A 19,794-nucleotide genomic window follows, 5' to 3' on the forward strand; every position below is an offset into this window, starting at 1 on the left:
CCATGGCCGCACAAGGTCGCCAGGATCCGGAATTCGACTGTCCCGGCCCGGTGCTGCTGCGAGCCGCCGCCCTGCCGTCGTCCGCGGGAGACCACGGCGCCGCCGAGGCTTCGGGGGAGGGCGCCGCCCCCCGGCCGGTCGCCGGCCCGGACGACGAGCCGGGGATGCGGGCGCACGTGACGGCCCTGGCCGCCGTGCCCGAGCTCATGGCGGCCGTCGCCCTCGCCAGCTCCAGCCTCGCGCACGACGTGCGCCGCATAGCCGGCGGACATCCCGTACGGGCCAAGGTGCTGCGCCGGGCGACCCTCGCGCTGACCAAGTACCACCTGCGCATGACCGAACGTCCCACCCCCTTCGGCATGTTCGCCGGCGTCGCCCTCGCCGACCTCGGCACGCAGCCCCGGCTGGACGCCGGAGGCGCGCACCGCACGGCGAGCCGCCCCGACGCGGGCTGGCTGCGGGACGTCCTGGAACTCCTCCTCGCCGAGCGCGCCGTACTGCGGCGCACCCGCCTGGTCGCCGGCAACCTGCACACCGTGCGGGACGGCCGGCTCGAACTCGTCGACGTCCACAGCAGCACCGGCAGCCGGGAACTCGTCCCTTCCGTCCGCTTCACGTCGGTCGTCCGCACGGTCATGGAGGCGGCCCGCGAACCCGTCGCCTGGGACGACCTCCTGCAGCAGGTGCGGGACCGGTTCCCCCGGGCGACCCCGGAAGCGGCCGAGGGCTGCCTGGAGCAACTCGTACGGGGCGGCTTCCTGCTCACCGACCTCACGCCCCCGCCCGACTGCGGCACCCCTCTGGACCACGTCCTGGACCGGCTCGGCGGACTCGCCCACCCCGTAGCCGGAGAACTGCGTGCGATCCGGGTGGCACTGTCCGCCTTCGACGCCGCCCCGCCGGCCGAGCGCCCCACTGCCCTGGCCGCGGTCACGGACCGGATGTGTGCGCTCTCCCCGGCCGAATCCCCCCTCCAGTGCGACCTGGTGTTCGACGCCCGGCTCACCCTCCCCGCCGACGTGGGCCGGGAAGCGGCGCGCGCCACGGCCGTGCTGTGGCGGCTCGCCCCCGGGCACGCCGGCGACGGTGACGAGCGGATGCGCGCGTACCACGCCCGCTTCCTGGAGCGGTACGGTACGGAACAACTCGTTCCCGTACTGGAGTTGCTCGACGAAGCGCGCGGACTCGGCCTCCCGCGGACCCCGGACGCGGACTCCACCGACGACCCCGCCGCCGCCCGCACGCGGGACAGGCTGCTCGGCGAACTCCTCTGGGACGCCGCCCGCCGCGGCGCGCACGAGATCGTCCTCGACGAGCACACCGTGGACCAACTGGCCCACGACGGCCCCCGGAAGACCCCGCACTCCGTCGACGTGGGCGCCGAGGTCGTGGCGGAGGACTGGGAGGCGCTGTGCGCCGGCGACTTCCGCCTGGTGCTGGGCCTCGGCCCGGTCTCCCACCTGGCCACGGCCGCGTTCGGGCGCTTCGCTCCCGCCCTCGGAGCGCCGGCCACGGCCCGCATCCGGCACCTCGCCGAGCAGGGCCGGGAAGCGGACGGGGGCGGGATCGGGGGAGCGGGCAGGGACGGGGAAGCGGACAAGGATGGGGAAGCGGGCAGGGACGGGGACGGCCGGATGCCGGCAGCGGTCGCTTTCCGCCCCACGGTGGCCCGCTCCGCCAACGTGGCCACCGTCCCGCAGTGGCCGGCCCACCGGATCCCCCTCGGAGTGGGCCCCGCCACGGCACCCGGCGCCCAGGACCTGCGCCTGGACGACCTGGCCATCGAGGCCACCGCCGAGCGCCTGGAACTGGTGCACACGCCCACCGGGCAGCGGGTGCGCCCCATGTCGTACTCCATGCTCAATCCCCGCAGCGGCCACTTCCCGCACGTGGCCCGCTTCCTGGTCGAACTGGGCCGGCAGGGCGAGGAGCCGTACGGGGCCTGGAGCTGGGGCACCTGGACGGCGGCGCCCGCGCTGCCCCGGATCCGGTACGGCCGGTCCGTGCTGTGCCCCGCCCGCTGGAGGCCGGACGAAGCGCTCGCCGCCGCGGCGGCCGGGGGCGACGACGCGCAGTGGGCCGGTCACGTCCAGCGGTGGCGGCAGCGCTGGTCCGTCCCCCGGCACGTCCTGCTGGGGAAGGTGGACCACCGCATCCCCGTGGACCTCGACGACTCGCTGCACCTGATGGTCTTCCGCGACGAACTGCGCCGGACGCCCGGCCTGGCCGTGCTGGAACGCTTCGGCGGCGCACCCTCGAACGGCTGGTTCCGCGGCCCGGACGGGCCGCACTCCTGCGAGCTGGTCTTCCCCGTCCTGCCCCGCCGCCGCACCCCGGCGGCACCGGCCCGCCCCGGCCGCGCCACCCCACCCGCCGCGCACCGCGCCCGGGGCGGAGACAGCAGGCCGCCGCGCCACTTGCCCGGCGGCGAGTGGCTGTACGCGAAGCTCTACGTTCCCGAGCGCCACCAGCCCGCCGTCCTCGCCGGCCACTTCGGCCGGCTCAGCAGCGCGCTGCAGGCCTCCGCCGGCGAGCCCGGCACGTGGTTCTTCCTCCGCTACACCGACCCCGACCCGCACCTGCGGGTGCGCTTCCACGGCAAACCGGAAGCCCTCTGGACGCAACTGCTGCCCTCGCTGCACGCGTGGGCCGCGGAGCTGACCGACGCCGGGCTCCTCGCCCGCCTGGCCCTGGACACGTACGAACCGGAGGTGCACCGGTACGGGGGAGCGGCCGCCCTCTCTCACGCCGAGCGGGTCTTCCACACCGACAGCGCGGCCGTCCTGCACCAACTCGCCCGGCCGGAAGGCCCACTGAGGGACCTTCCCCCCATCTCGGCGGCCGCACTGGGCGTCCTCGACATCCTGTCCCACCTGTGCTCGCCCGCCGAGGTGCTGCACCATCTCGGCACCGAGCGGGTCCTGGCCGTGCGCGGCGGTGTCCCGCGCGCCGACAAGAGCACGCTGGGTGCGCTGATCGACCCGCAGGGCAGAGCCGCACCGCACATGGCCGGAGCCGGCTGGGAGGCCCGCCGGGCGGCGCTCCGCGCCCTGCGCGACGAACTGCGCGCAACGCCGCAGGACACCGCCGCAGACGTGCCCTCCGTGGCCATGAGCCTGGCCCACATGCACTGCAACCGGCTCCTCGGCATCGACCGGGACAAGGAACTGCTCACGTACGCGACAGCCCGCGAGGCCCTCGGCCTGCGGCTCGGCAGAACGAGGCACGGCCGATGACCCGGACGCCCCCCCGAATGATGACCCGGACGACCCCCGGAATGAGGTGTGGCCGATGACCCGCACGACTCCCCGGAATGCGGCGCGGCCGATGACGGGGACGACTCCCCGCACCGATGCGGTACTCGCCACCGTCCACGCGATCGCCGAGCGGCTCCGTAAGCCCGGGGACGTCGGCTCCCGCACCCGGCAGGCGCACAACCGGGCCCCGGCCGGCATCACCCTCTCGCCCTGGCAGCCCGCACAGCTGCTGGTCGGCCACACCGGGATCGCGCTGCTGTACAGCCGCCTCGCCCACGACGACGCCGACTGGGCCACGGTCGCGCACGCCCACTTGTCGGCCGCCCTCGCCGGCGTGACCCCGGGCACCGTAGGCGACCTGCTCCTCGCGGCCCACCTGCACGCCCGCGCCCACGGCGGATACGCCCGCCTGCTGGAACGGGCCGCCCCGGCCCACGAGTCCGCGGCCCGCAGCTCGCTCGGCGGACTGACGGCGCGCCTGCGCACCGAGGGCCCCGGCCTCGCCTACGCCGAGTACGACCTCGTCAGCGGACTGACCGGGAGCGGGCGCCGCCTGATGGCCGGAGCCGGCCTCGGCGACGAACGGTGCGCCGCCACCCTGCACGAGCTGCTCGGCCTGCTGACCCGTATGGCGGAACCCGTCCGCGTCCACGGCGCCGAGGTCCCCGGCTGGTGGACCGCCCCGCACCTGCCCCTGGTCCCCGAAGCGGACCGGGCGGCCTACCCGCTCGGCGACTTCAACCTCGGCGTCGCCCACGGCATCTGCGGCCCGCTGTCCCTGCTGGCCACCGCGCACCGGGCCGGGCACCGCGTGCCGCACATGACCGGCGCCATGCGGGTCATGGCCGACTGGCTGCTCGCCAAGCGCCTGCGCGACGAGTGGGGCGTGTACTGGCCCGGCCGCGTCGGCTTCGAGGAGGAGACCGGCCGGGCGGGAGGCAGGTCCACGACCGCCCGCAACCGCTCCGGCTGGTGCTACGGGGCCGCGGGCGTGGCCCGCACGCTGTACCTGGCAGGGCGGGCGCTGGAGGCCCCGGAGCTGACCGAGGCGGCCGTGGACGCGATGCGGGCCGTCTTCCGCCGGCCGTACGACCGGGCGGCGATTCCCGACGCCACGTTCTGCCACGGCCGCGCCGGAATCCTCCAGGCGGCCGTGCGGACCGCGGCGGACACCGGGGACCCGGAACTGTGGGCGGGCGCCGACCGGCTGGCCCACGAGCTGGCCGGGGACTTCGACCCCGCGAGCGACTTCGGCTACCGCTTCCCGCTGCACCTTGCGCCGGGCGCCCCCGGGGTCGACGAACCGGGCCTCGTCCAGGGCGCCGCGGGCGTTGCGCTGACCCTGCTCTCCTACGCCGACGCCCGCGCAGGGCGCCCCCTCGGCGCGGACGCGTGGGACACGGTGCTCCTCATGGCATGACGGCGCTACCGCCCCACGCGCAACGAAGCTGCGATCGCCTTCTACGTCCGGCACGGCTTCCGCCTGGCCGACACGAACGACGGCAGCCGCAACGAGGAGAACGAGCCTGACGCCACGTACCACTGGAGCCCCGCCGCCGGCTGACGCCCGCGGCGGCTCGCCGCCTCCGGTGTGCCGGCTCCCGGTGCCGGCCACAGGCGTGCCCGGAATCCGGCCGGTGCTTCCCCGGCCGCCGTTTCCCAGGAAGCCCTTCCGCCGTATCTGGACCGCAAAGCGGCCGGATAAACATACACAGCTACATACGGATGAATGTGTGCCGCTACTGCTGTGCAAGGAGTCTCCCGGCCCGTCAGTCTGCTGACCGGAGAACTCCGGCATCGCGGACCGCCGTTCGCGATGCCCGCATGCGTAGCGAAGGGACCCCCGGATGCCCCAGCTTGACGGCGCCTCTCCGCTCCAGGCGGGAGCGCACAGTGCCCTCCGCCCGCACGACGCCGCAGCCGGCGGGACGGGGCCGGCCCTGGCGGAGGCGGTGCACGGCCTCCTCGCGGGGCCGACGGGGCTGGGGACTTCGGCAGCCCGCCTGTTCCGTACGGCCCTCACCGACGCCGGCCCACTGCCAGAGGCTCCTGCCACCGCACCGGAACCCGTACCCCCGGCCGAGCAGGACGCCGCCCGGCCCTCGGACGAGGGCTCGGAAGGGTCTTCCGTCGTCGTGCCGCCGCTCTACTGCCCGGACGCCGAGCGGGACGACCCGGCCCTCGGCGAAGAGGTCAACAACCGGCTCGTCGAGTGGGCCGAGGAGACCGGCATCTTCAAGGGCCGCCTCGAACGCCTCCGGTCGCACAACTTCGGCCGGCTGTTCATGCTCGCCCACCCCGACACCGACGACCCCGAGCGCATCCTCATCGCCGCCAAGTGCGGGCTCTCCGAATGGGCCGTCGACGACCACTGGGTCGACGAGGGGGAGGACACCAGCCCCGAGCTGATCGGCTCGCGCCTGGCCATGGCCCACGCCGTCGTCGACCCCGTCCGGCTCCCGGCCCGCTACCTGGCGGAGTTCGAGAACCTCGTCCGGAAGGAGCCGGTGCTGCGCGCCTTCCGCTCCTGCCTCGACCACCTGGCGGAGATCGCGAGCCCCACCCAGGTCGCGCGGCTGCGCCACGAACTCGCCGTGATGTTCGTGGGCTACAACCAGGAGGCGGAGTGGCGCAGCTCCGGGCGGACCCCCGCCGTGTGGGAGTACATGCTGCACCGCTACGAGAACGCCTTCTACCCGTGCATGGTCCTGATCGACCCGGTCGGCGGCTACGAACTCCCGGCCGCGGAGTTCGCCGACGCGCGCGTACGGCGGACGTACCTGTACGCCGGGACGGCCAACGTGCTGCTCAACGACCTGTATTCGATGACCAAGGAAGACCCCACCGACACCAACCTGCCCAACCTCATCGCCGCCGAGGACAACTGCTCGCTGCAGGAGGCCGTGAACCGCGCGGCGTGCATCCACGACGAGCTGATGCACACGGTGGAGGCCGAGTGCGCCCTCCTGAGCGCGGCCGGCTCCCCCGAGCTGCGGCGCTACCTGACCGGGCTGTGGGCGTGGATGGGCGGCAGCAAGGAGTGGCATGCCACCAGCCCCCGCTACCGCGAGGCACCGGTCAAGTGACCCGGTGACCCGGCGATTCCCGGCGATCTCAGAGACTCCCTTTCAGTTGAGTTCCTATCCGTTCACCCGCTATCGGAAAGAGAAGACACGGTGACCATTCAGGAGACCCCCGCCCCGGTCCTCGCCAGCGCGTACCAGCGGTCCGTCGCCGATTACTGGAACCGCGAGAAGAACCCGGTCAACCTCCGCCTCGGCGAAGTGGACGGCATCTACCACCACCACTACGGCATCGGCGACGCCGACTGGTCGGTCCTGGACGGGCCGGAGGAGACCCGCGACGAGCGGGTCACCGCCGAGCTGCACCGGCTGGAGTGCGCCCAGGCGGACCTGCTCCTGAGCCACCTGGGCCCCATCACCCCGGACGACCACCTGCTGGACTCCGGCTCGGGCCGCGGCGGCAGCAGCCTCGTCGCCAACCAGCGGTTCGGCTGCCACGTCGACGGCATCTCCATCTCCGAGACCCAGGTGGCGTTCGCCAACGAGCAGGCCGAGAAGCGCGGAGTCTCCGACAAGGTGCGCTTCCACCTCAAGAACATGCTGGACACCGGCTTCGAGACGGACCGCTTCCGGGCCATCTGGAACAACGAGAGCACCATGTACGTCGACCTGTCCCAGCTGTTCCCGGAGTACGCCCGGATGCTGCGGCACGGCGGCCGGTACGTGACCATCACCGGCTGCTACAACGACAGCTACGGCCTGCCCTCCCGGGCCGTCAGCGAGATCAACGCCCACTACATCTGCGACATCCACCCGCGCAGCAGCTACTTCAAGGAGATGGCGAAGAACCGCCTCGTCCCGGCCGCCGTGGTGGACCTGACCGAGGCCACCATCCCGTACTGGGAACTGCGTGCCCAGTCGCCCCTGGCCACCGGCATCGAGAAGGCCTTCCTGACCGCGTACAAGGACGGCAGCTTCCAGTACCTGCTCATCGCGGCCGACCGGGTCTGACGGAGCGCGGCGCCTCCTGGTCCACGGCGGCCCACCGCCGGGGACCAGGGGGCGCTCCTGTTCTCAGCACTCAGTTCTCAGTTCTCAATCTCAGCCTTCGTCTCCCGGATCAGCCTTCGTCTCCCGGTTCTTCCGCTCGCTCCAGGCCGTTGCAGGCGTCCAGGAGAGCGGCCAGCCGGCAGGAAAGTGAATGGGGGCGGACCGCCAGGTACGTACGGACGGCGGGGGCAGGGGCCGCGAACGGGCGGAAGGAAACGCGGGGAGCCGGCTGGACGCGCGCTTGCGACGCGTAATAGACCGTCCAGCTCGGCCTGCCGGTGGCGATCGCGGCCAGAGTGTCCTGGTCGGTGGTGAACGCCGCACCCATGACCGGCTCGAAGCCCGCGGCGCGGCAGGCGCCGACGACCGTGTCGAACAGGTGCGGGTTGGTGTCACGGGACGCGATCCGCAGGGGCAGGCCGGCCAGGTCGGAGAGGGCTACGTGCGGCCCTGCGGCCAGGGGATGGCCGGCGGGCAGGGCGGCGACGAGGGTGTCGCGCCACAGGGGAAGAAACTCCAGGCCGGGGCTGTGCGCGTCCGCGCCCCGGATGAAAGCGGCGTCCAGCTCGCCGTCACGCACCTGCTGGAGCCGGGCCGCCCGGGGCGCGCTGACCAGCTCGACCATCAGCTGCGGGGCCCGTTCGGTCAGCGCGGTCAGCACCGCGTCCAGACGGAGGCCGAGCCCGGTGGTGGTGCCGACCCGCAGAGTCGATTCCTGCTCGGCGTGCAGCGCGGCCATGGCTTCGAGTGCTGAACGCTCGGCCTCCAGGACGGCGTGGGCGTGTGCCAGGAAGGCCCGCCCCGCGGCGGTCAGCGTCACGGTGCGGGTCGTGCGGTCGAACAGCTTGAGGTCGAGCTCGCGCTCGAGCCGCCGGATCTGCTGACTGACCGTCGGCTGCACGATGTGCAGCCGCTCGGCGGCGCGTCCGAAGTGCAGTTCCTCGGCCACCGGGGGCGCGGCCCGGGTCGGCTGACCGCCGGCGTTGCCGGAGGGAACCGGGGGCGTCAGGCGGAGCCGGGGGCGTCAGACGGGGCCGGGGCGTCGGGTGGATCCGGGGCCCGTCAGGGGAGTGGGATGACCGTCCTGTATTTGCCGCCGGGCGTCTGCCGGGGCGGCTCCTCGGCCCGCTGAACAGCGACGTGGCCGAGGCCGTTGCCGGCGAGCAGGCGGGTCAGCTCCTGGAGGACGGTCTGCCACGTGCGGTCCGGGTCGGCACCGGCAGCCGGGAGCAGACGTACACGCAAGGTCGACGGGGCCGTCTGCTCGATCTGGAACAGTTCGATGCCGGGAGTGCGGTCGAAGAGCGTGCCGAAGGCCAGAGGGGAGAGGCTGACGTGGCCGCCGCTGCCGGTGGGGAAGGTGAGGACGTCACCGGCGCGGCCCCGCACGCGGATCGCCGGGAGCGGGCTGCCGCAGGGGCACGGGCCGGGCCGGAGCAGGACGCTGTCGCCGAGGTCGTAGCGGAGGAACGGCTGTACGCGGTTGGCGAGGTTGCTGATCAGGACGGTGTGGGAGAACTCCCCGGGCGGGGTGGGCCGGTGGCCGGCGTCGACCGGCTCCAGCACTGCCCAGTCGCTGTTGACGTGGTACCAGCCTTCCGCGCAGCTGTGGCTGAGGTAGGTGCACTCGGTCGCTGCGTACGCCGTACGGACCGTGGTGCGGAAGGCGCGGGCGATGCGGTCGGTGTCGCGCGTTGTCATCGTCTCGCCCGCGGGCAGGATGAGCAGCGGGTCGATGTGCAGGCGGCCGGCTTCCTGTTCGGCGGTGAGCAGCATGATGGTGCTGGTGTAGCCGATGACGACGGTGGGGCGGTACGCATTGAGCCGGGCGACGAGCTGCGGCATCGGTGTGTGCACGGAGAACGCGCGGAGCAGCTTTCCCCGCCGGCCGCCCTCGCGGATCACACGGGAGTATCCGGCGAAACTCGCGTAGTGCCCGCCGGTGGCCACCAGGTGGGCGAAGCGCCCGCCGCGGAGGGCGGCCCGGACGATGCCGGCCGGACCCAGCCAGGAGGCGAGCGCGCGGGAGATCAGGGCGGAGCCGACGTCCATGTACCGGTCGTCGAGCACGAACAGGCCGCGCCGGCCGCTGGTGCCCGAGGTGGTGGCCACCAGGTACTTCCCGGCGAAGCGTCGCCCGATCAGATCCGGGTCGCCGGCGAACGCCCGTACCTTCTCCTGGGTGACGTCGCGGTCGGTCACCCAGTCGTCGAAGTGCCCCATCAGCGTCTTCTTGTCGGTGACCGGCAGCAGCGCCGGATCCTCCACCCGCTCGGGGAGGCCGCGGTAGAGCTCGCGGTAGTACGGCGATGCGGCGCGGGCGTAGGCGACCAGGCCGGCCAGCCGGTCGCGCTGACGCCGCATGATCGCGGCCGTGCCCTGCCTGCGGGCCCGCCGGATGTCCCGCCCCAGCCACGCCTTGCTCTCGCTCATCGACCGGTACTCCTTCGGGGGACGGGTACGACGGGTACAGGTGCGGGTACGGCTGACGGCCGGTAGCCGGCCTGACGGAGGACGGCGGCGAAGTAGGCCCTGACCTCATCCGCGCTGGTGGTGTCGGGGTGAGCGGCGAGGTGCTGCAGCGCCGCGCCGCTGAGCATCTGCTGCAGGACCTCCGGGTCGCTGCCCGGAGGGAGCCGGCCGGCCGCGCGGGCCCGTTCGAGTACGGCGCGCACGGCACGGCCGCGGTGGCGGCCGTGCGCGCCGTGGTAAGCGCGCAGCAGTTCGGGGAGGTCGTCCACCGTGGCGTAGAGGCGGCGGGCCAGCCGGCGGGAGCGGGGGCTGCTGAGGTGACCGGCCCAGTCCGTGATCATGGCGTCGACGTCCGGCCAGTCCAGCGAGCCCGGGCCGAGGTCGCGGTACTCCCACTCGATCGCCCGTACCAGCAGGTCGGTCAGGGTCGGGAAGCGGCGGTAGACGGTGGCGCGGGTGACTCCGGCGCGGCGCGCGACCTGCTCGATGCCGGCCCCGCCGGCGCCCCGCTCGATCAGCAGGTCCAGCGCCGCCGAGAGGATCGCCTCGTCCGCCTCCCGGCTGCGGGGGCGGCCGGGAGGCCGTGCGTCCGGGGCCGGCGGGGCGGTGCTGCTGCTGTTGGTGCGTTGGGCGTTGTCGCCTCCATGGCTCATGGATTTACGATACAGCGCACATCTGTATTGTAAATGCGTTTCCATGACCGGGCGTTGCGGAGCAACGCCGGTGCGGCGCCGTGGCAACGGCTGTTGGCCGGAGGCCTCTGATCGGTAGCGGCGGGCGCGTACGGGGGTGGCGCGGGGCGGTGGCAACGGGTGGCATCGTTGCGTTACTTCCGGGATCGCGAAGCGCAACGGGTCCGCGGCCCTTCATCCTGTGATTCCTGACCGGCTGTGAATTCTGACCGGCTGTGAATCCTGAGTGATCGGTGCGACGGCGGGAGCCTTGGCGCTGCCGGGCCCGGCGCAGGAGAGAGGAGGAGGTATGGGCGAGCTTCGGCCGCTGGGCGACGACCTGACCGACACGTCCCGGGCCCTGGCCCAGGCGTTGCGGGAGCTGTTCGAGGGAATGGAGGTGTCCGTGCGGCGGTACGCGGCCCGCCGCCGGCGCGATCCGGGAACGTTCTCGCGCTACCTGAACGGGACGCGGTTACCCCCGTGGCAAGTGGTCATGGACTTGTTCGCGGACCTCGCCGAACACCGCGGAACCGCAGTCACCACCGAGGCCATCGAGTTCGTGCGCGGCCTGTACGGGTCGGCCGTCGACGCCGGCTCCTCTCCCAAGCACGCGGTGGAGATCCTGGAGCAGCAACTGGCCGACGCCGACCGGGTCTCCCGGCGCTCGACCGTCCGCGGCGACGTGCTGGGCGATGCGCTGCTGGACCGTACGCACCGCATCGCCGACCTGGAAGTGCGCCTGAACCAGCTGGAGGCCGACCGGAGCGCCGAGCGGGAACGGGCGGACAGACTCGCGGCGGCCCACCCGGATGTCTCCGACCTCCTGCAGGAACGCAATGCCCTGGAGGCCGAAGTGTCGCGGCTGGGAAGGGAACTCCGCGAGGCGCGGGAACAGCGTGCTGCCGCAGAGGCCCGGTGCGACCTGCTCGAACGGCAGCTGGAGGCCGTCGAGCAGCAGCAGTCGGCCCCAGCCCTTGCCATGCCCACGGCTCTGCCTTCCGCTGCCTCCGACCGCGGCTCCGGCTCCGACCGCGGCTCCGGCTCCGATACAGGCTCCGGCTCCCAGGCCCTGCCCAAGATCCTGATTGTCGACGACCAGCCGGACAACCTGCTTGCGATGAGAGCCGTACTGGAGACGCTCGACCAGGACCTGGTCACCGTCTCCTCCGGGCGGGAGGCGCTCAAGGCGCTGCTCGACCACGACGACTTCGCGGTCATCATCATGGACGTGCAGATGCCGGAGATGGACGGCTACGAGACGTGCGCACACATCAAGCGCCGGCCCCGCACCCGTGACGTGCCCATCATCTTCCTTACGGCGATGGGCGTGGACCCGGAACACTCGGCCCGCGGGTACGCGGCCGGCGCGGTCGACTACATCAGCAAGCCCTTCGACCCCTGGGCCCTGCGCGCCAAGGTCGCCGTGTTCACGTCCATATACCTCGAACGGCACGCCGGGCGGTGACGCGTGGGCCGGAAGCCGCCCGCATCGTGGTCGGTTCGGGGGCGCCGCGCCCCGGCGTCACCCGTTCCGGTGATTGAGGCCCGGCGGCCCCTGCCCGACCCTGGGCCGGGAAGGGCGCGTGTGAACGTGCATGAGGGGGAGGGGCCGATCACGGATGCCGGCGTTTGCCGACGGAGCCGGCCCCGCGCGACATCGTTTACGCGGCGACGATGCACAACAGCGTCTACGCCTTCGACGCGCACGACCCCGCCGCGACCGCCCCGCTGTGGCGGGCCCCCTCGGGCCGTCCGCCCCGCTGCCCGACCCGCAGATCGGACCGTCCGGCTACCGCGACATCGCCGTCGAGGTCGGCATCGTCAGCACCCCCGTCATCGACACCGCGCGGCAGGTCCTGTACGCCGTGGCGTTCACGAAGGACGCCGACGGCCACCACCACACCCTGCACGCACTCGACCTCGCCACCGGGCGGGAGTCGCTCGGCGGCCCGGTCCGTATCGCCGCAGAGGTCCCGGGCACCGGCGAGGGCGGCAGCGGAGGCCGGATCGCGTTCGTCAGCAGGCGGCACATCCAGCGGGCCGCGCTGACGCTGGCCAACGGCCGGGTGTACATCGCCTTCGCCGCATACGGGGACCGCCGCCCCTACCATGGCTGGGTCCTCGCCCACGACGCCGCAACCCTCGCCCTCACGGGTGCCTACCTGACGACGCCGGGCACGCGCATGGGCGGGATCTGGCAGGCGGGGCAGGGCCTCGCGGTCGACGACAGCGGCTGCCTGTACTTCATGACCGGCAACGGCGGATTCGCCGCCGACGGCAGCGAACTGGGCGACAGCGTCGTCAAACTCACCCCCGACCTCACCCTCGCCGACTGGTTCTCGCCGTACAACAACGCCGCCCTCGACGCCCAGGACGCCGACCTCGGCTCAGCCGGCCCCCTGCTCCTGCCCGGCACGTCACTGCTGCTGGGCGGCGGCAAGGAGGGCAAGTTCTACCTGCTGGACACCGCGGACATGGGCCACTTCCACGCCGGATCCGACTCCCGGATCCCGCAGAGCTTCTACGTCGTGACCCCCGACGGCAACCGCCACCACATCCACGGCGGACCGGTGTACGGCGACTTCCCGGGCGGCCCCCGGGCCTACGTCTGGCCCGAGAACGCCTTCCTGCGGGCCTACCGCTTCGACGGCCGGCGCTTCGCCACCACACCGGTGACCACGAGTACCACCACCGACCCCACCGGCGTCCCCGGCGGCTCCCCGGGCATGCCCGGCGGCATGCTCTCCCTCTCCGCCCACCGCACGGACCCCGCCACCGGCCTGCTGTGGGCCTCCCATCCCTACCGGGACGACGCCAACCAGGCGGTGGTGGAAGGAATCCTGCGCTGCTACGAGGCGACGGACCTCACCCGCGAGCTGTGGCACAGCAAGATGAACGCCGCCCGTGACGATGTGGGCCTGTTCGCCAAGTTCGTGCCGCCGACCGTCACGGGCGGCAAGGTGTACGCGGCGACGTTCTCCGGCGCGCTGCATGCCTACGGGCTGCTCTCGCGGCCTTGACCCCTGCTGTGCCTTGCCTCCGGTCAGGACCAGAACTCGTCCTCGGCTTGCTGATCCCCCTGGAACTCGCGGAACGCGACGGCCTTGCCGTCGGCGATGGCCCAGACGTGCACTTCCGGTGACGACCACGCCCGGCCGTTGACGATTCACACCGTAGGGGCCGGCGCGCGCTCAGTACGGGTGTCTGTTCGGCTTGTTCGTCCACGCGTCGTAGGCCTGGGCGCCGATTTCGGGATGCATCTGCTCGATCTTGATCCTGCGTTCGTCGAGCGGCTTCCCGAAGTCCTCGTACTGGAACGAATCGTCGAAACCGATGCGCCGGGTGTCGTCCAGGGCGCAGCTGAAGTAGACGGCATCGATCCGGGACCAGTAGATGGCGCTCATGCACATCGGGCACGGAGCGCCGCTGATGTAGATGGAGCAGCCCTGGAGCATGCGTGCTCGCGCGGCCACGGGGTCCGGTGAGCCTTCAGGGCGGGGAACGTATTCCAGGGTGCTCTCGTTCTGGTGCTCCTCGGCGATCGACGGCGCCTCGGGGTTGAGGCACTGCACGGCCTTGCGGATGGTCTCGACTTCTGCGTGTGCCGTGGGGTCGCCGGTCAGGAGGACCCGGTTCTGCCCGCGCGCGATGATCTCCCCGTCGCGGGCGATCACTGCACCGAAGGGGCCGCCCCAGCCGTTCTCCACGGACTCGGTGGCAAGGCGCACCGCCTCGGTGATGAGTTCTTTGTGTTCCATCACGGAGTCTCCCATCGGCGTCGATTTCCCGCTGCGGAGGGACTCACGGAGCAGGCAATCAATTGCCCGGTTTGCCGTATAAATACCGTATGAACTAGGCTACTCCACGTGAGTCCACGTGCAAGCCGTGACTCCGCGGCCGACAGTGCCACCGTTGTGACCTCGCAGAAAGTGCGACCGGGCCACGCCGACGAGTATCAGCGCTGGCAGAACCGGACGAACGAGGCGGCCCGCGAATTCGACGGGTTCGAGGGCTCCGAGGTGTACCCGCCCGGTGCCGGTTCCGAGAACGAATGGGTCACGGTCTTCCGGTTTTCCGGGATCGGCTACCTGACCGCCTGGCTGGAGTCGGACCGCCGGCGGGAGCTGCTCGCCGAAGGCCAAAGATTCTTCGAAGAGGCCCCGACACAAGAGGTGCTCCGAGGCGGCTCCCCGGCCGAACGGGCCCCCGAGACCGTCACCGCCGTCATCTCCCACGACGTGAAGCCCGGACGCGAAGAGGGCTTTCTGCGCTGGCAGGAGAAGGTCCTCAAAGCGCAGGAGAAGTCTCCCGGATTCATGGGGTCCGAGTTGTTCAGACCGGTCGAGGGGGTGGAGGACCGCTGGGTCGCCGTCTTCCGGTTCGACTCCCGCGAGCACCTCGAGGAGTGGCTCGGGTCCGATGCCCGCAGCAAGCTGCTCGAGGAGGGGCGCACCTACTTCGCCTCCTACGACGTACGCAAGGTCGGCTCCGCGTTCAGCGGCTGGTTCCGTTTCGGCAAGGGCGCACAGGACGCCGCTCCGCCGAACTGGAAGCAGGCCATGTCCGTGGTTTTGGCGCTCTATCCCACCGTCATGGTGCTGAACCTGACCGTGGGTTTCGAGCTGGACCACCTCGGCATTCCGGGATACGTGGGCCTGTTCATCGGCAACGTGCTCAGCGTCAGCGCACTGACGTGGCTGCTGATGCCCCTGGTGAACAAGACTCTGGCGTTCTGGCTCGTGCCCGGCCGCGCACGCAGCTTGCGCGTCCATGTGGCGGGTGCCGCGGCAGTGGTGATCTGTTATCTCCTGTTCATTGCGATCTTCGGCCTGATAACCCGCTGACCCCGACCCGACCCCGCCCCCTGCCGCGACCGGCCCACCGAGGAGGAGGTCATGATGCCCGGGCGTTCTCCCGCAGCACGCTTCGAAGGGGCCCTGCTCCGGCGGGGCGACCCCGCGTACGACACCGCCAGGGCCGCCGCGGTGTGGAACGGGCTCAAGCCGGAGCGCTTCCCTGAGGCCATCGTGCAGGCGGCCTCCGAGCAGGACGTTCCGGAGGCCCTCTCCTATGCGCGCTCCGAGGGTTTCCGCGTCTCGACGCGTTCCGGTGGACACAACTGGTCCGGCTCCCAGCTCCGCGACGGGAGCCTGCTCATCGACCTCTCCGGGCTCCGGCAGTGCAGCATCGACCCTGGGTCGATGACGGCCACCGCGGGGCCCGCCGCCACCGGAGGGGACCTGGTCCAGGCACTGGCCCCGCACGACCTCGCCTTTCCCGTGGGCCACTGCCCCTCCGTCGCGGTCGGTGGATTCCTGCTCAGTGGTGGACTCGGGTGGAACTCCCGCATGTGGGGACCGTCATGCGCCGACGTCCTGGAGATCCGGGCCGTCACCGCCGACGGCCGGACGGTCACGTGCAGCGAGACCGAGAACGCCGACCTCTTCTGGGCCGCCCGCGGCGCGGGGCCCGGCTTCTTCGCCGTCGTCACCCGTTTCCGGCTCCGCCTGCACCCCCACCCGGCGGCCATCGTGACCACGAGCCTCACCTTCCCGCTGACTGCGACCGGCCCCGTGGCAGCCTGGGCGGAAGGGGTCGCACGCGAACTCCCGGCCAACATCGAGACGGCTCTGGTCCTCACGGCTTCCGGCGAACCGACCGCCACCGACCCGCCCGGTCCGCGGATCCTGGTCGGCATGACCGCGTTCGCCAGGACGCACGAAGAGGCACTCGCCGCTCTCTCGCCGGCAGAGTCCTGTCCCCTCGCCGACAGCGCCGTCGCCCTCCAGGCACCCGAGCCGACCTCGTTCGCCCGCCTGCACCGGGGCGCCGACGCGGTATGGCCCTCGGCGCACCGGTACGCGGCGGACACGCTCTGGTCAGAGGAGACCTACGAGACGCAGCTGAACCGTATGGCCGCCGCGATAGCCCGCGCCCCCTCCGGCAGGTCTCTCGTCCTCGCGCCGGTACTGCCCGTCTCCGAAGACCCGGCACTGCTCCGGAACATGGCCTTCTCCCCGCTCGGCGCGTCCTACCTCGTGTGCTACGCGATCTGGGACGCCCCCGCCGCCGACGGGACCAACGCGCAGTGGCTGCGGGATGCCATGACCTCGGCCGATCCGTCGGGCCACGGCGGACACTACATCGCCGAAACGGACCTGGAAGCAGACGCCTCCCGGGCCCGCCGCTCGTACGCACCCGCCGACTGGGACCGCCTGCAGGAACTCAAGGCCGCATGGGACCCGGAGAATGTCTTCCACTCCTACCTGGCGCCGTGACCTTCGAATAACTTGCCTTTCCCGGAGAAAGTGCCGGCAGGCCGGCCTCGACGCCTGGGTCGCCGAGAAGCTGGCATTCGATGTCGGCCCAGAGGCTCCTGTGTTGGTGAGTGAAGTGCAGTGCCTGAGGTTCGCGCAGGCGCACTCGCCCCCCCCCCGCTCACCCCGGACGAACCTCGAACCTGCGCTGTCGCCATCCGCCGGTCGGCAGGTTCTCGAGGCCGGGAGCCGTGCCGGTATCCTGGATTCCTTTTGCTGGGAGGCAGTGGGCAGATGGAATTCCGGTTGCTCGGAGCGGTGTCAGTCGTCACCGAGGCCGGCGGTCTGCCGCTCGGCCCCGTCAAACGACGCAGCCTGCTGGCCGCCCTGCTGTTGCGCCCCGATTCCCCGGTGCTGGTCGATCACCTGACGGCCGCTCTGTGGGAACAGGAGCCGCCGGCGCGCGCCCGCAGTGTCATCCAGGGGCATGTGTCGCGGCTGCGGGCCTTGTTGGTCAGCGTCGACGCCGGGGCATACGGCGTCGAGCTGATCACCCAGGGCACTGCGTACGTCCTGCGCATGCCGAAAGAGCGGGTGGACGCGCACCGCTTCAGGGCTCTGGTGGCTCTGGCCCGTGAGCAGCGCGGCCCGGCCGAGGCTGTGACGATGTACCGGGAGGCGTTGTCGCTGTGGCGGGGGCCCGCGCTGGCCGACGTCTGTCCGAGCCCACCGCTGCAGGCCGCCGCGCAGGCGCTGGAGGAGCTCCGGCTGGCCTCGGTGGAGCAGCTGGCCGCGAGCTACGCGCAGTTGGGCGAGCACGGCCGGGCCGCCTCCGTGCTGCGCGCCGAGGCGGTTGCCCACCCGCTGCGTGAATCGCTGTCCGCTGCTCTCGTGACGGCGCTTCATAGGGCGGGCCGCCGACCGGAGGCGCTCGACTGGTTCCACCACACCCGGCGCCTGCTCGCCGACGAACTGGGGATCGGCCCGGGCCGTGAGCTGGCGGACGCCTACGCGACGGCCCTGTGCGAGGAGGCCGACGACGCGGCGATCGAGGCAGAGGCCACGTCCCGGGCTGCCACGGTGCACGCCGCGGCTCTCCCGCCCCTAGCTCCGGCCACCTTCCACAGTGGCGGGGCCGACCTGCTGCCGCGGGCGCCGCGTGGCTTCCACGGGCGGGCGCGGGAGCTTGCCGTCCTGTCCCGGGCCGCCGCGGGCGAGGCGCCCGTCTGTCTGGTCACCGGGCCCGCAGGGGTCGGGAAGACCGCGCTGGTGGTGCAGTGGGCCCACCGCAATCGCGCCGGGTTTCACGGCGGCCTGCTCTACGCCGACCTGCGTGGCTTCGGCGATACAGGCGAGGCGACCCCCGCCGAGGTACTGCGCGAGTTCCTGCTGGCTCTGGATGTCGCGCCGTGCCGGATGCCGGAGTCTGTGAACGGCGCGGCCGCGCTGTTCCGGTCGCTCGCCGCCGACCGGGAGCTCCTCGTCGTACTGGACAACGCGCGCGACTCCGAGCAGGTCAGACCGCTCCTGCCGGGCGGTCCCCGCTGCGTCACCGTCGTGACCAGCCGGTACCGGCTGCCGGGGCTGATCGTCACCGACGCCGCCCGTCCCGTTCCCGTGGACGTACTCACCCCGGAGGACGGCACGGCACTTCTCGCCGGTGTGCTCGGCACGGAACGGGTGCTCGCGGACCCGGTGGCCGCGCGACGGCTTGCCGAGCTGTGCGGCGGGCTGCCCCTCGCACTGCGGGTGGCGGCCGCCAGGCTGGCTGACCGGCCGGACTGGGCATTGAGCGCGATGAACGCCGAAATGCTTGATTCGACCCGCAGGCTGAGCCTGCTGGACGTCGAGGACACCGGCATACGCGCGGCCCTGCGACTGACCGTGCGGCAGCTCCCCGAGCACGTCGCCCGCCACTTCGCCTGTCTCGGCCGCCACCCCGGTACGCACTTCGACCGGTACGCGACGGCAGCCCTGACACAAACGGACCCGGCCACCGCAGAAACCACGCTGGAACGACTGGTCGCTTCGCACCTCGTCACGGAAACCGCGCCGGGACGCTGGACACTGCACGATCTCGTACGGCTCTACGCGCGTGGCCTGGACGCCCGGCCCGATGCCCTCACCCGTGTGCTCGACCACTACATCGCCACCGCCCTCGCGGCGGCGACCGTGGCCGAACCCGGCAACGAGACGTGCGTCCCGCTGCCCCCGGACTTCCTCGCGCCCACGGCCGTGAGGACGTTCACGGACCGGGACGACGCCATGGCCTGGTACGCGGCCGAGCGGGACGACCTCGTACTGGCGGCGGCCGCCGCGCGTACGGCCGGACTGCACAGCAGGACCTGGCGGATCGTCATGCTGCTGTGGCCGCTCATGACGCGGTGGGTTCTGGACGACTGGCCCCCGCTCCTGGAGACCGCGCTTGAGGCGGTACGGGCCGATGCCGATCCGGCCGCCGAGTCGCGGGTGCGGGCCCTGCTCGGCTGGGTACTGACCGAGCACGGGCGCAGCGACGAGGCGCTGACGTGTGTGGAGCCCGCCCCCGCGCTCTCCGCCCGGGCAGGCGACCTGCGCGGCGAGGCGACCGCCCTGGTCGTCCTGTCCTGGGCGCAGGCCGTGCTGGGACACCCGGACGAGGCCGCGGAAGGATGTGCACGGGCGGTGGAACTGGCCCGCAAGGCCGACGAACGGTACATCGAACGACTGGCTCTGTACCACCTCGCCCGGTACCGGCTGGACACCAGGCAATGGCAGGCGGCTCTCGACACCGCGACCGAGGCCCTCGCCTTCGAAAACCTCCCCGGCGTCGTGATCGGGTCCCGGGTGCTGCTGCTCACGGCGGCGGGAGAAGCACTGCTGGGGCTCGGGGACGAGCCCGAGGGCATCCGGCGGCTCGGCTCGGCGGTGCGGGAGGCGGAGACCACCGGTTACGACGACGGGGCGGTACGGGCGCTCACCGTACTGCTGCGGGTATCGCCGGACGAGGAACTCCAGGCACGGTACGACGCGGCGGTCGCGCGGCTCACGACGCGGACGTGAGCCGCCGGCCCAGGAACGC

Annotated in this window: 13 protein-coding genes; 9 read left to right on the forward strand and 4 right to left on the reverse strand. The window is 72.3% G+C overall.

Going from position 1 to position 19,794, the window contains the following annotated elements; translation table 11 throughout:
- Positions 1-2: 2 nt before the first annotated feature.
- The 4 genes from IF61_RS0109425 to IF61_RS0109440 all read left to right on the forward strand — a co-directional run bounded on the left by IF61_RS0109425 (position 3) and on the right by IF61_RS0109440 (position 7,291).
- Positions 3-3,236 carry a lantibiotic dehydratase gene (locus tag IF61_RS0109425; RefSeq protein ID WP_078660074.1) on the forward strand — a complete coding sequence of 1,078 codons (3,234 nt, stop codon included), beginning with the start codon at positions 3-5 and terminating at the stop codon, positions 3,234-3,236.
- Positions 3,237-3,291: 55 nt separating this feature from the next.
- The gene (locus tag IF61_RS0109430; RefSeq protein WP_078660075.1) at positions 3,292-4,677 is read left to right on the forward strand and encodes a lanthionine synthetase C family protein; all 1,386 of its coding nucleotides are present in this window, start codon (positions 3,292-3,294) and stop codon (positions 4,675-4,677) included.
- 427 nt (positions 4,678-5,104) lie between these two features.
- Complete coding sequence (locus IF61_RS0109435; protein ID WP_245684459.1) at positions 5,105-6,343, forward strand: family 2 encapsulin nanocompartment cargo protein terpene cyclase; 1,239 nt, start codon at positions 5,105-5,107, stop codon at positions 6,341-6,343.
- A 90-nt stretch (positions 6,344-6,433) separates the two neighbouring features.
- Entirely contained in the window at positions 6,434-7,291 is an 858-nt protein-coding gene (locus IF61_RS0109440; protein ID WP_030365834.1) for a geranyl diphosphate 2-C-methyltransferase, read from the forward strand.
- 109 nt (positions 7,292-7,400) lie between these two features.
- Here IF61_RS0109440 and IF61_RS0109445 read toward each other — a convergent pair whose 3' ends face one another.
- The 3 genes from IF61_RS0109445 to IF61_RS0109455 all read right to left on the reverse strand — a co-directional run bounded on the left by IF61_RS0109445 (position 7,401) and on the right by IF61_RS0109455 (position 10,455).
- The gene (locus IF61_RS0109445) at positions 7,401-8,279 is read right to left on the reverse strand and encodes a LysR family transcriptional regulator (RefSeq protein ID WP_030365835.1); all 879 of its coding nucleotides are present in this window, start codon (positions 8,277-8,279) and stop codon (positions 7,401-7,403) included.
- Between the two features lie 113 nt (positions 8,280-8,392).
- Positions 8,393-9,763: a coenzyme F390 synthetase gene (locus IF61_RS0109450; RefSeq protein ID WP_030365836.1), complete on the reverse strand. Its 1,371-nt coding sequence runs from the start codon at positions 9,761-9,763 to the stop codon at positions 8,393-8,395.
- A complete protein-coding gene (locus tag IF61_RS0109455; RefSeq protein WP_078660076.1) occupies positions 9,760-10,455 on the reverse strand; it encodes a TetR/AcrR family transcriptional regulator in 696 nt (231 codons plus the stop codon). Before IF61_RS0109455 ends, IF61_RS0109450 begins: the two co-directional genes overlap by 4 nt.
- Positions 10,456-10,783: 328 nt before the next feature.
- On the opposite strand from IF61_RS0109455, the gene IF61_RS0109460 reads away from it, so the two are divergent.
- A complete protein-coding gene (locus IF61_RS0109460; protein ID WP_030365838.1) occupies positions 10,784-11,941 on the forward strand; it encodes a response regulator in 1,158 nt (385 codons plus the stop codon).
- A gap of 265 nt (positions 11,942-12,206) precedes the next feature.
- Positions 12,207-13,496, forward strand: a complete 1,290-nt coding sequence (locus IF61_RS0109465) for a hypothetical protein (protein WP_030365839.1) — start codon at positions 12,207-12,209, stop codon at positions 13,494-13,496.
- Positions 13,497-13,667: 171 nt separating this feature from the next.
- On the opposite strand, the gene IF61_RS0109475 is transcribed toward IF61_RS0109465, so the two are convergent.
- On the reverse strand, positions 13,668-14,234 hold the full coding sequence (locus IF61_RS0109475) for a nucleoside deaminase (RefSeq protein WP_030365840.1): 567 nt from the start codon (positions 14,232-14,234) through the stop codon (positions 13,668-13,670).
- Positions 14,235-14,342: 108 nt separating this feature from the next.
- On the opposite strand from IF61_RS0109475, the gene IF61_RS0109480 reads away from it, so the two are divergent.
- The 3 genes from IF61_RS0109480 to IF61_RS0109490 all read left to right on the forward strand — a co-directional run bounded on the left by IF61_RS0109480 (position 14,343) and on the right by IF61_RS0109490 (position 19,775).
- Entirely contained in the window at positions 14,343-15,320 is a 978-nt protein-coding gene (locus IF61_RS0109480) for an antibiotic biosynthesis monooxygenase (protein ID WP_030365841.1), read from the forward strand.
- A gap of 54 nt (positions 15,321-15,374) precedes the next feature.
- Positions 15,375-16,754, forward strand: a complete 1,380-nt coding sequence (locus tag IF61_RS0109485) for an FAD-binding oxidoreductase (RefSeq protein ID WP_043188498.1) — start codon at positions 15,375-15,377, stop codon at positions 16,752-16,754.
- A 273-nt stretch (positions 16,755-17,027) separates the two neighbouring features.
- Positions 17,028-19,775 (forward strand): AfsR/SARP family transcriptional regulator, encoded by a 2,748-nt coding sequence (locus tag IF61_RS0109490; RefSeq protein ID WP_030365843.1) that lies wholly within the window; start codon positions 17,028-17,030, stop codon positions 19,773-19,775.
- The last annotated feature ends 19 nt before the right edge of the window (positions 19,776-19,794 follow it).

Origin of the sequence: Streptomyces roseoverticillatus (genome assembly GCF_000719265.1) — a bacterium.
GTDB classification, from domain to species: Bacteria; Actinomycetota; Actinomycetes; order Streptomycetales; family Streptomycetaceae; genus Streptomyces; species Streptomyces roseoverticillatus.

Bases quoted from the DNA above. Each gene is read 5' to 3' on its own strand.
- IF61_RS0109425 (WP_078660074.1), top strand. From the start codon at position 3: ATGGCCGCACAAGGTCGCCAGGATCCGGAATTCGACTGTCCCGGCCCG.
- IF61_RS0109475 (WP_030365840.1), bottom strand. From the start codon at position 14,234: ATGGAACACAAAGAACTCATCACCGAGGCGGTGCGCCTTGCCACCGAG.
- IF61_RS0109485 (WP_043188498.1), top strand. From the start codon at position 15,375: ATGCCCGGGCGTTCTCCCGCAGCACGCTTCGAAGGGGCCCTGCTCCGG.
- IF61_RS0109460 (WP_030365838.1), top strand. From the start codon at position 10,784: ATGGGCGAGCTTCGGCCGCTGGGCGACGACCTGACCGACACGTCCCGG.
- IF61_RS0109490 (WP_030365843.1), top strand. From the start codon at position 17,028: ATGGAATTCCGGTTGCTCGGAGCGGTGTCAGTCGTCACCGAGGCCGGC.
- IF61_RS0109435 (WP_245684459.1), top strand. From the start codon at position 5,105: ATGCCCCAGCTTGACGGCGCCTCTCCGCTCCAGGCGGGAGCGCACAGT.
- IF61_RS0109430 (WP_078660075.1), top strand. From the start codon at position 3,292: ATGACCCGCACGACTCCCCGGAATGCGGCGCGGCCGATGACGGGGACG.
- IF61_RS0109450 (WP_030365836.1), bottom strand. From the start codon at position 9,763: ATGAGCGAGAGCAAGGCGTGGCTGGGGCGGGACATCCGGCGGGCCCGC.
- IF61_RS0109455 (WP_078660076.1), bottom strand. From the start codon at position 10,455: ATGAGCCATGGAGGCGACAACGCCCAACGCACCAACAGCAGCAGCACC.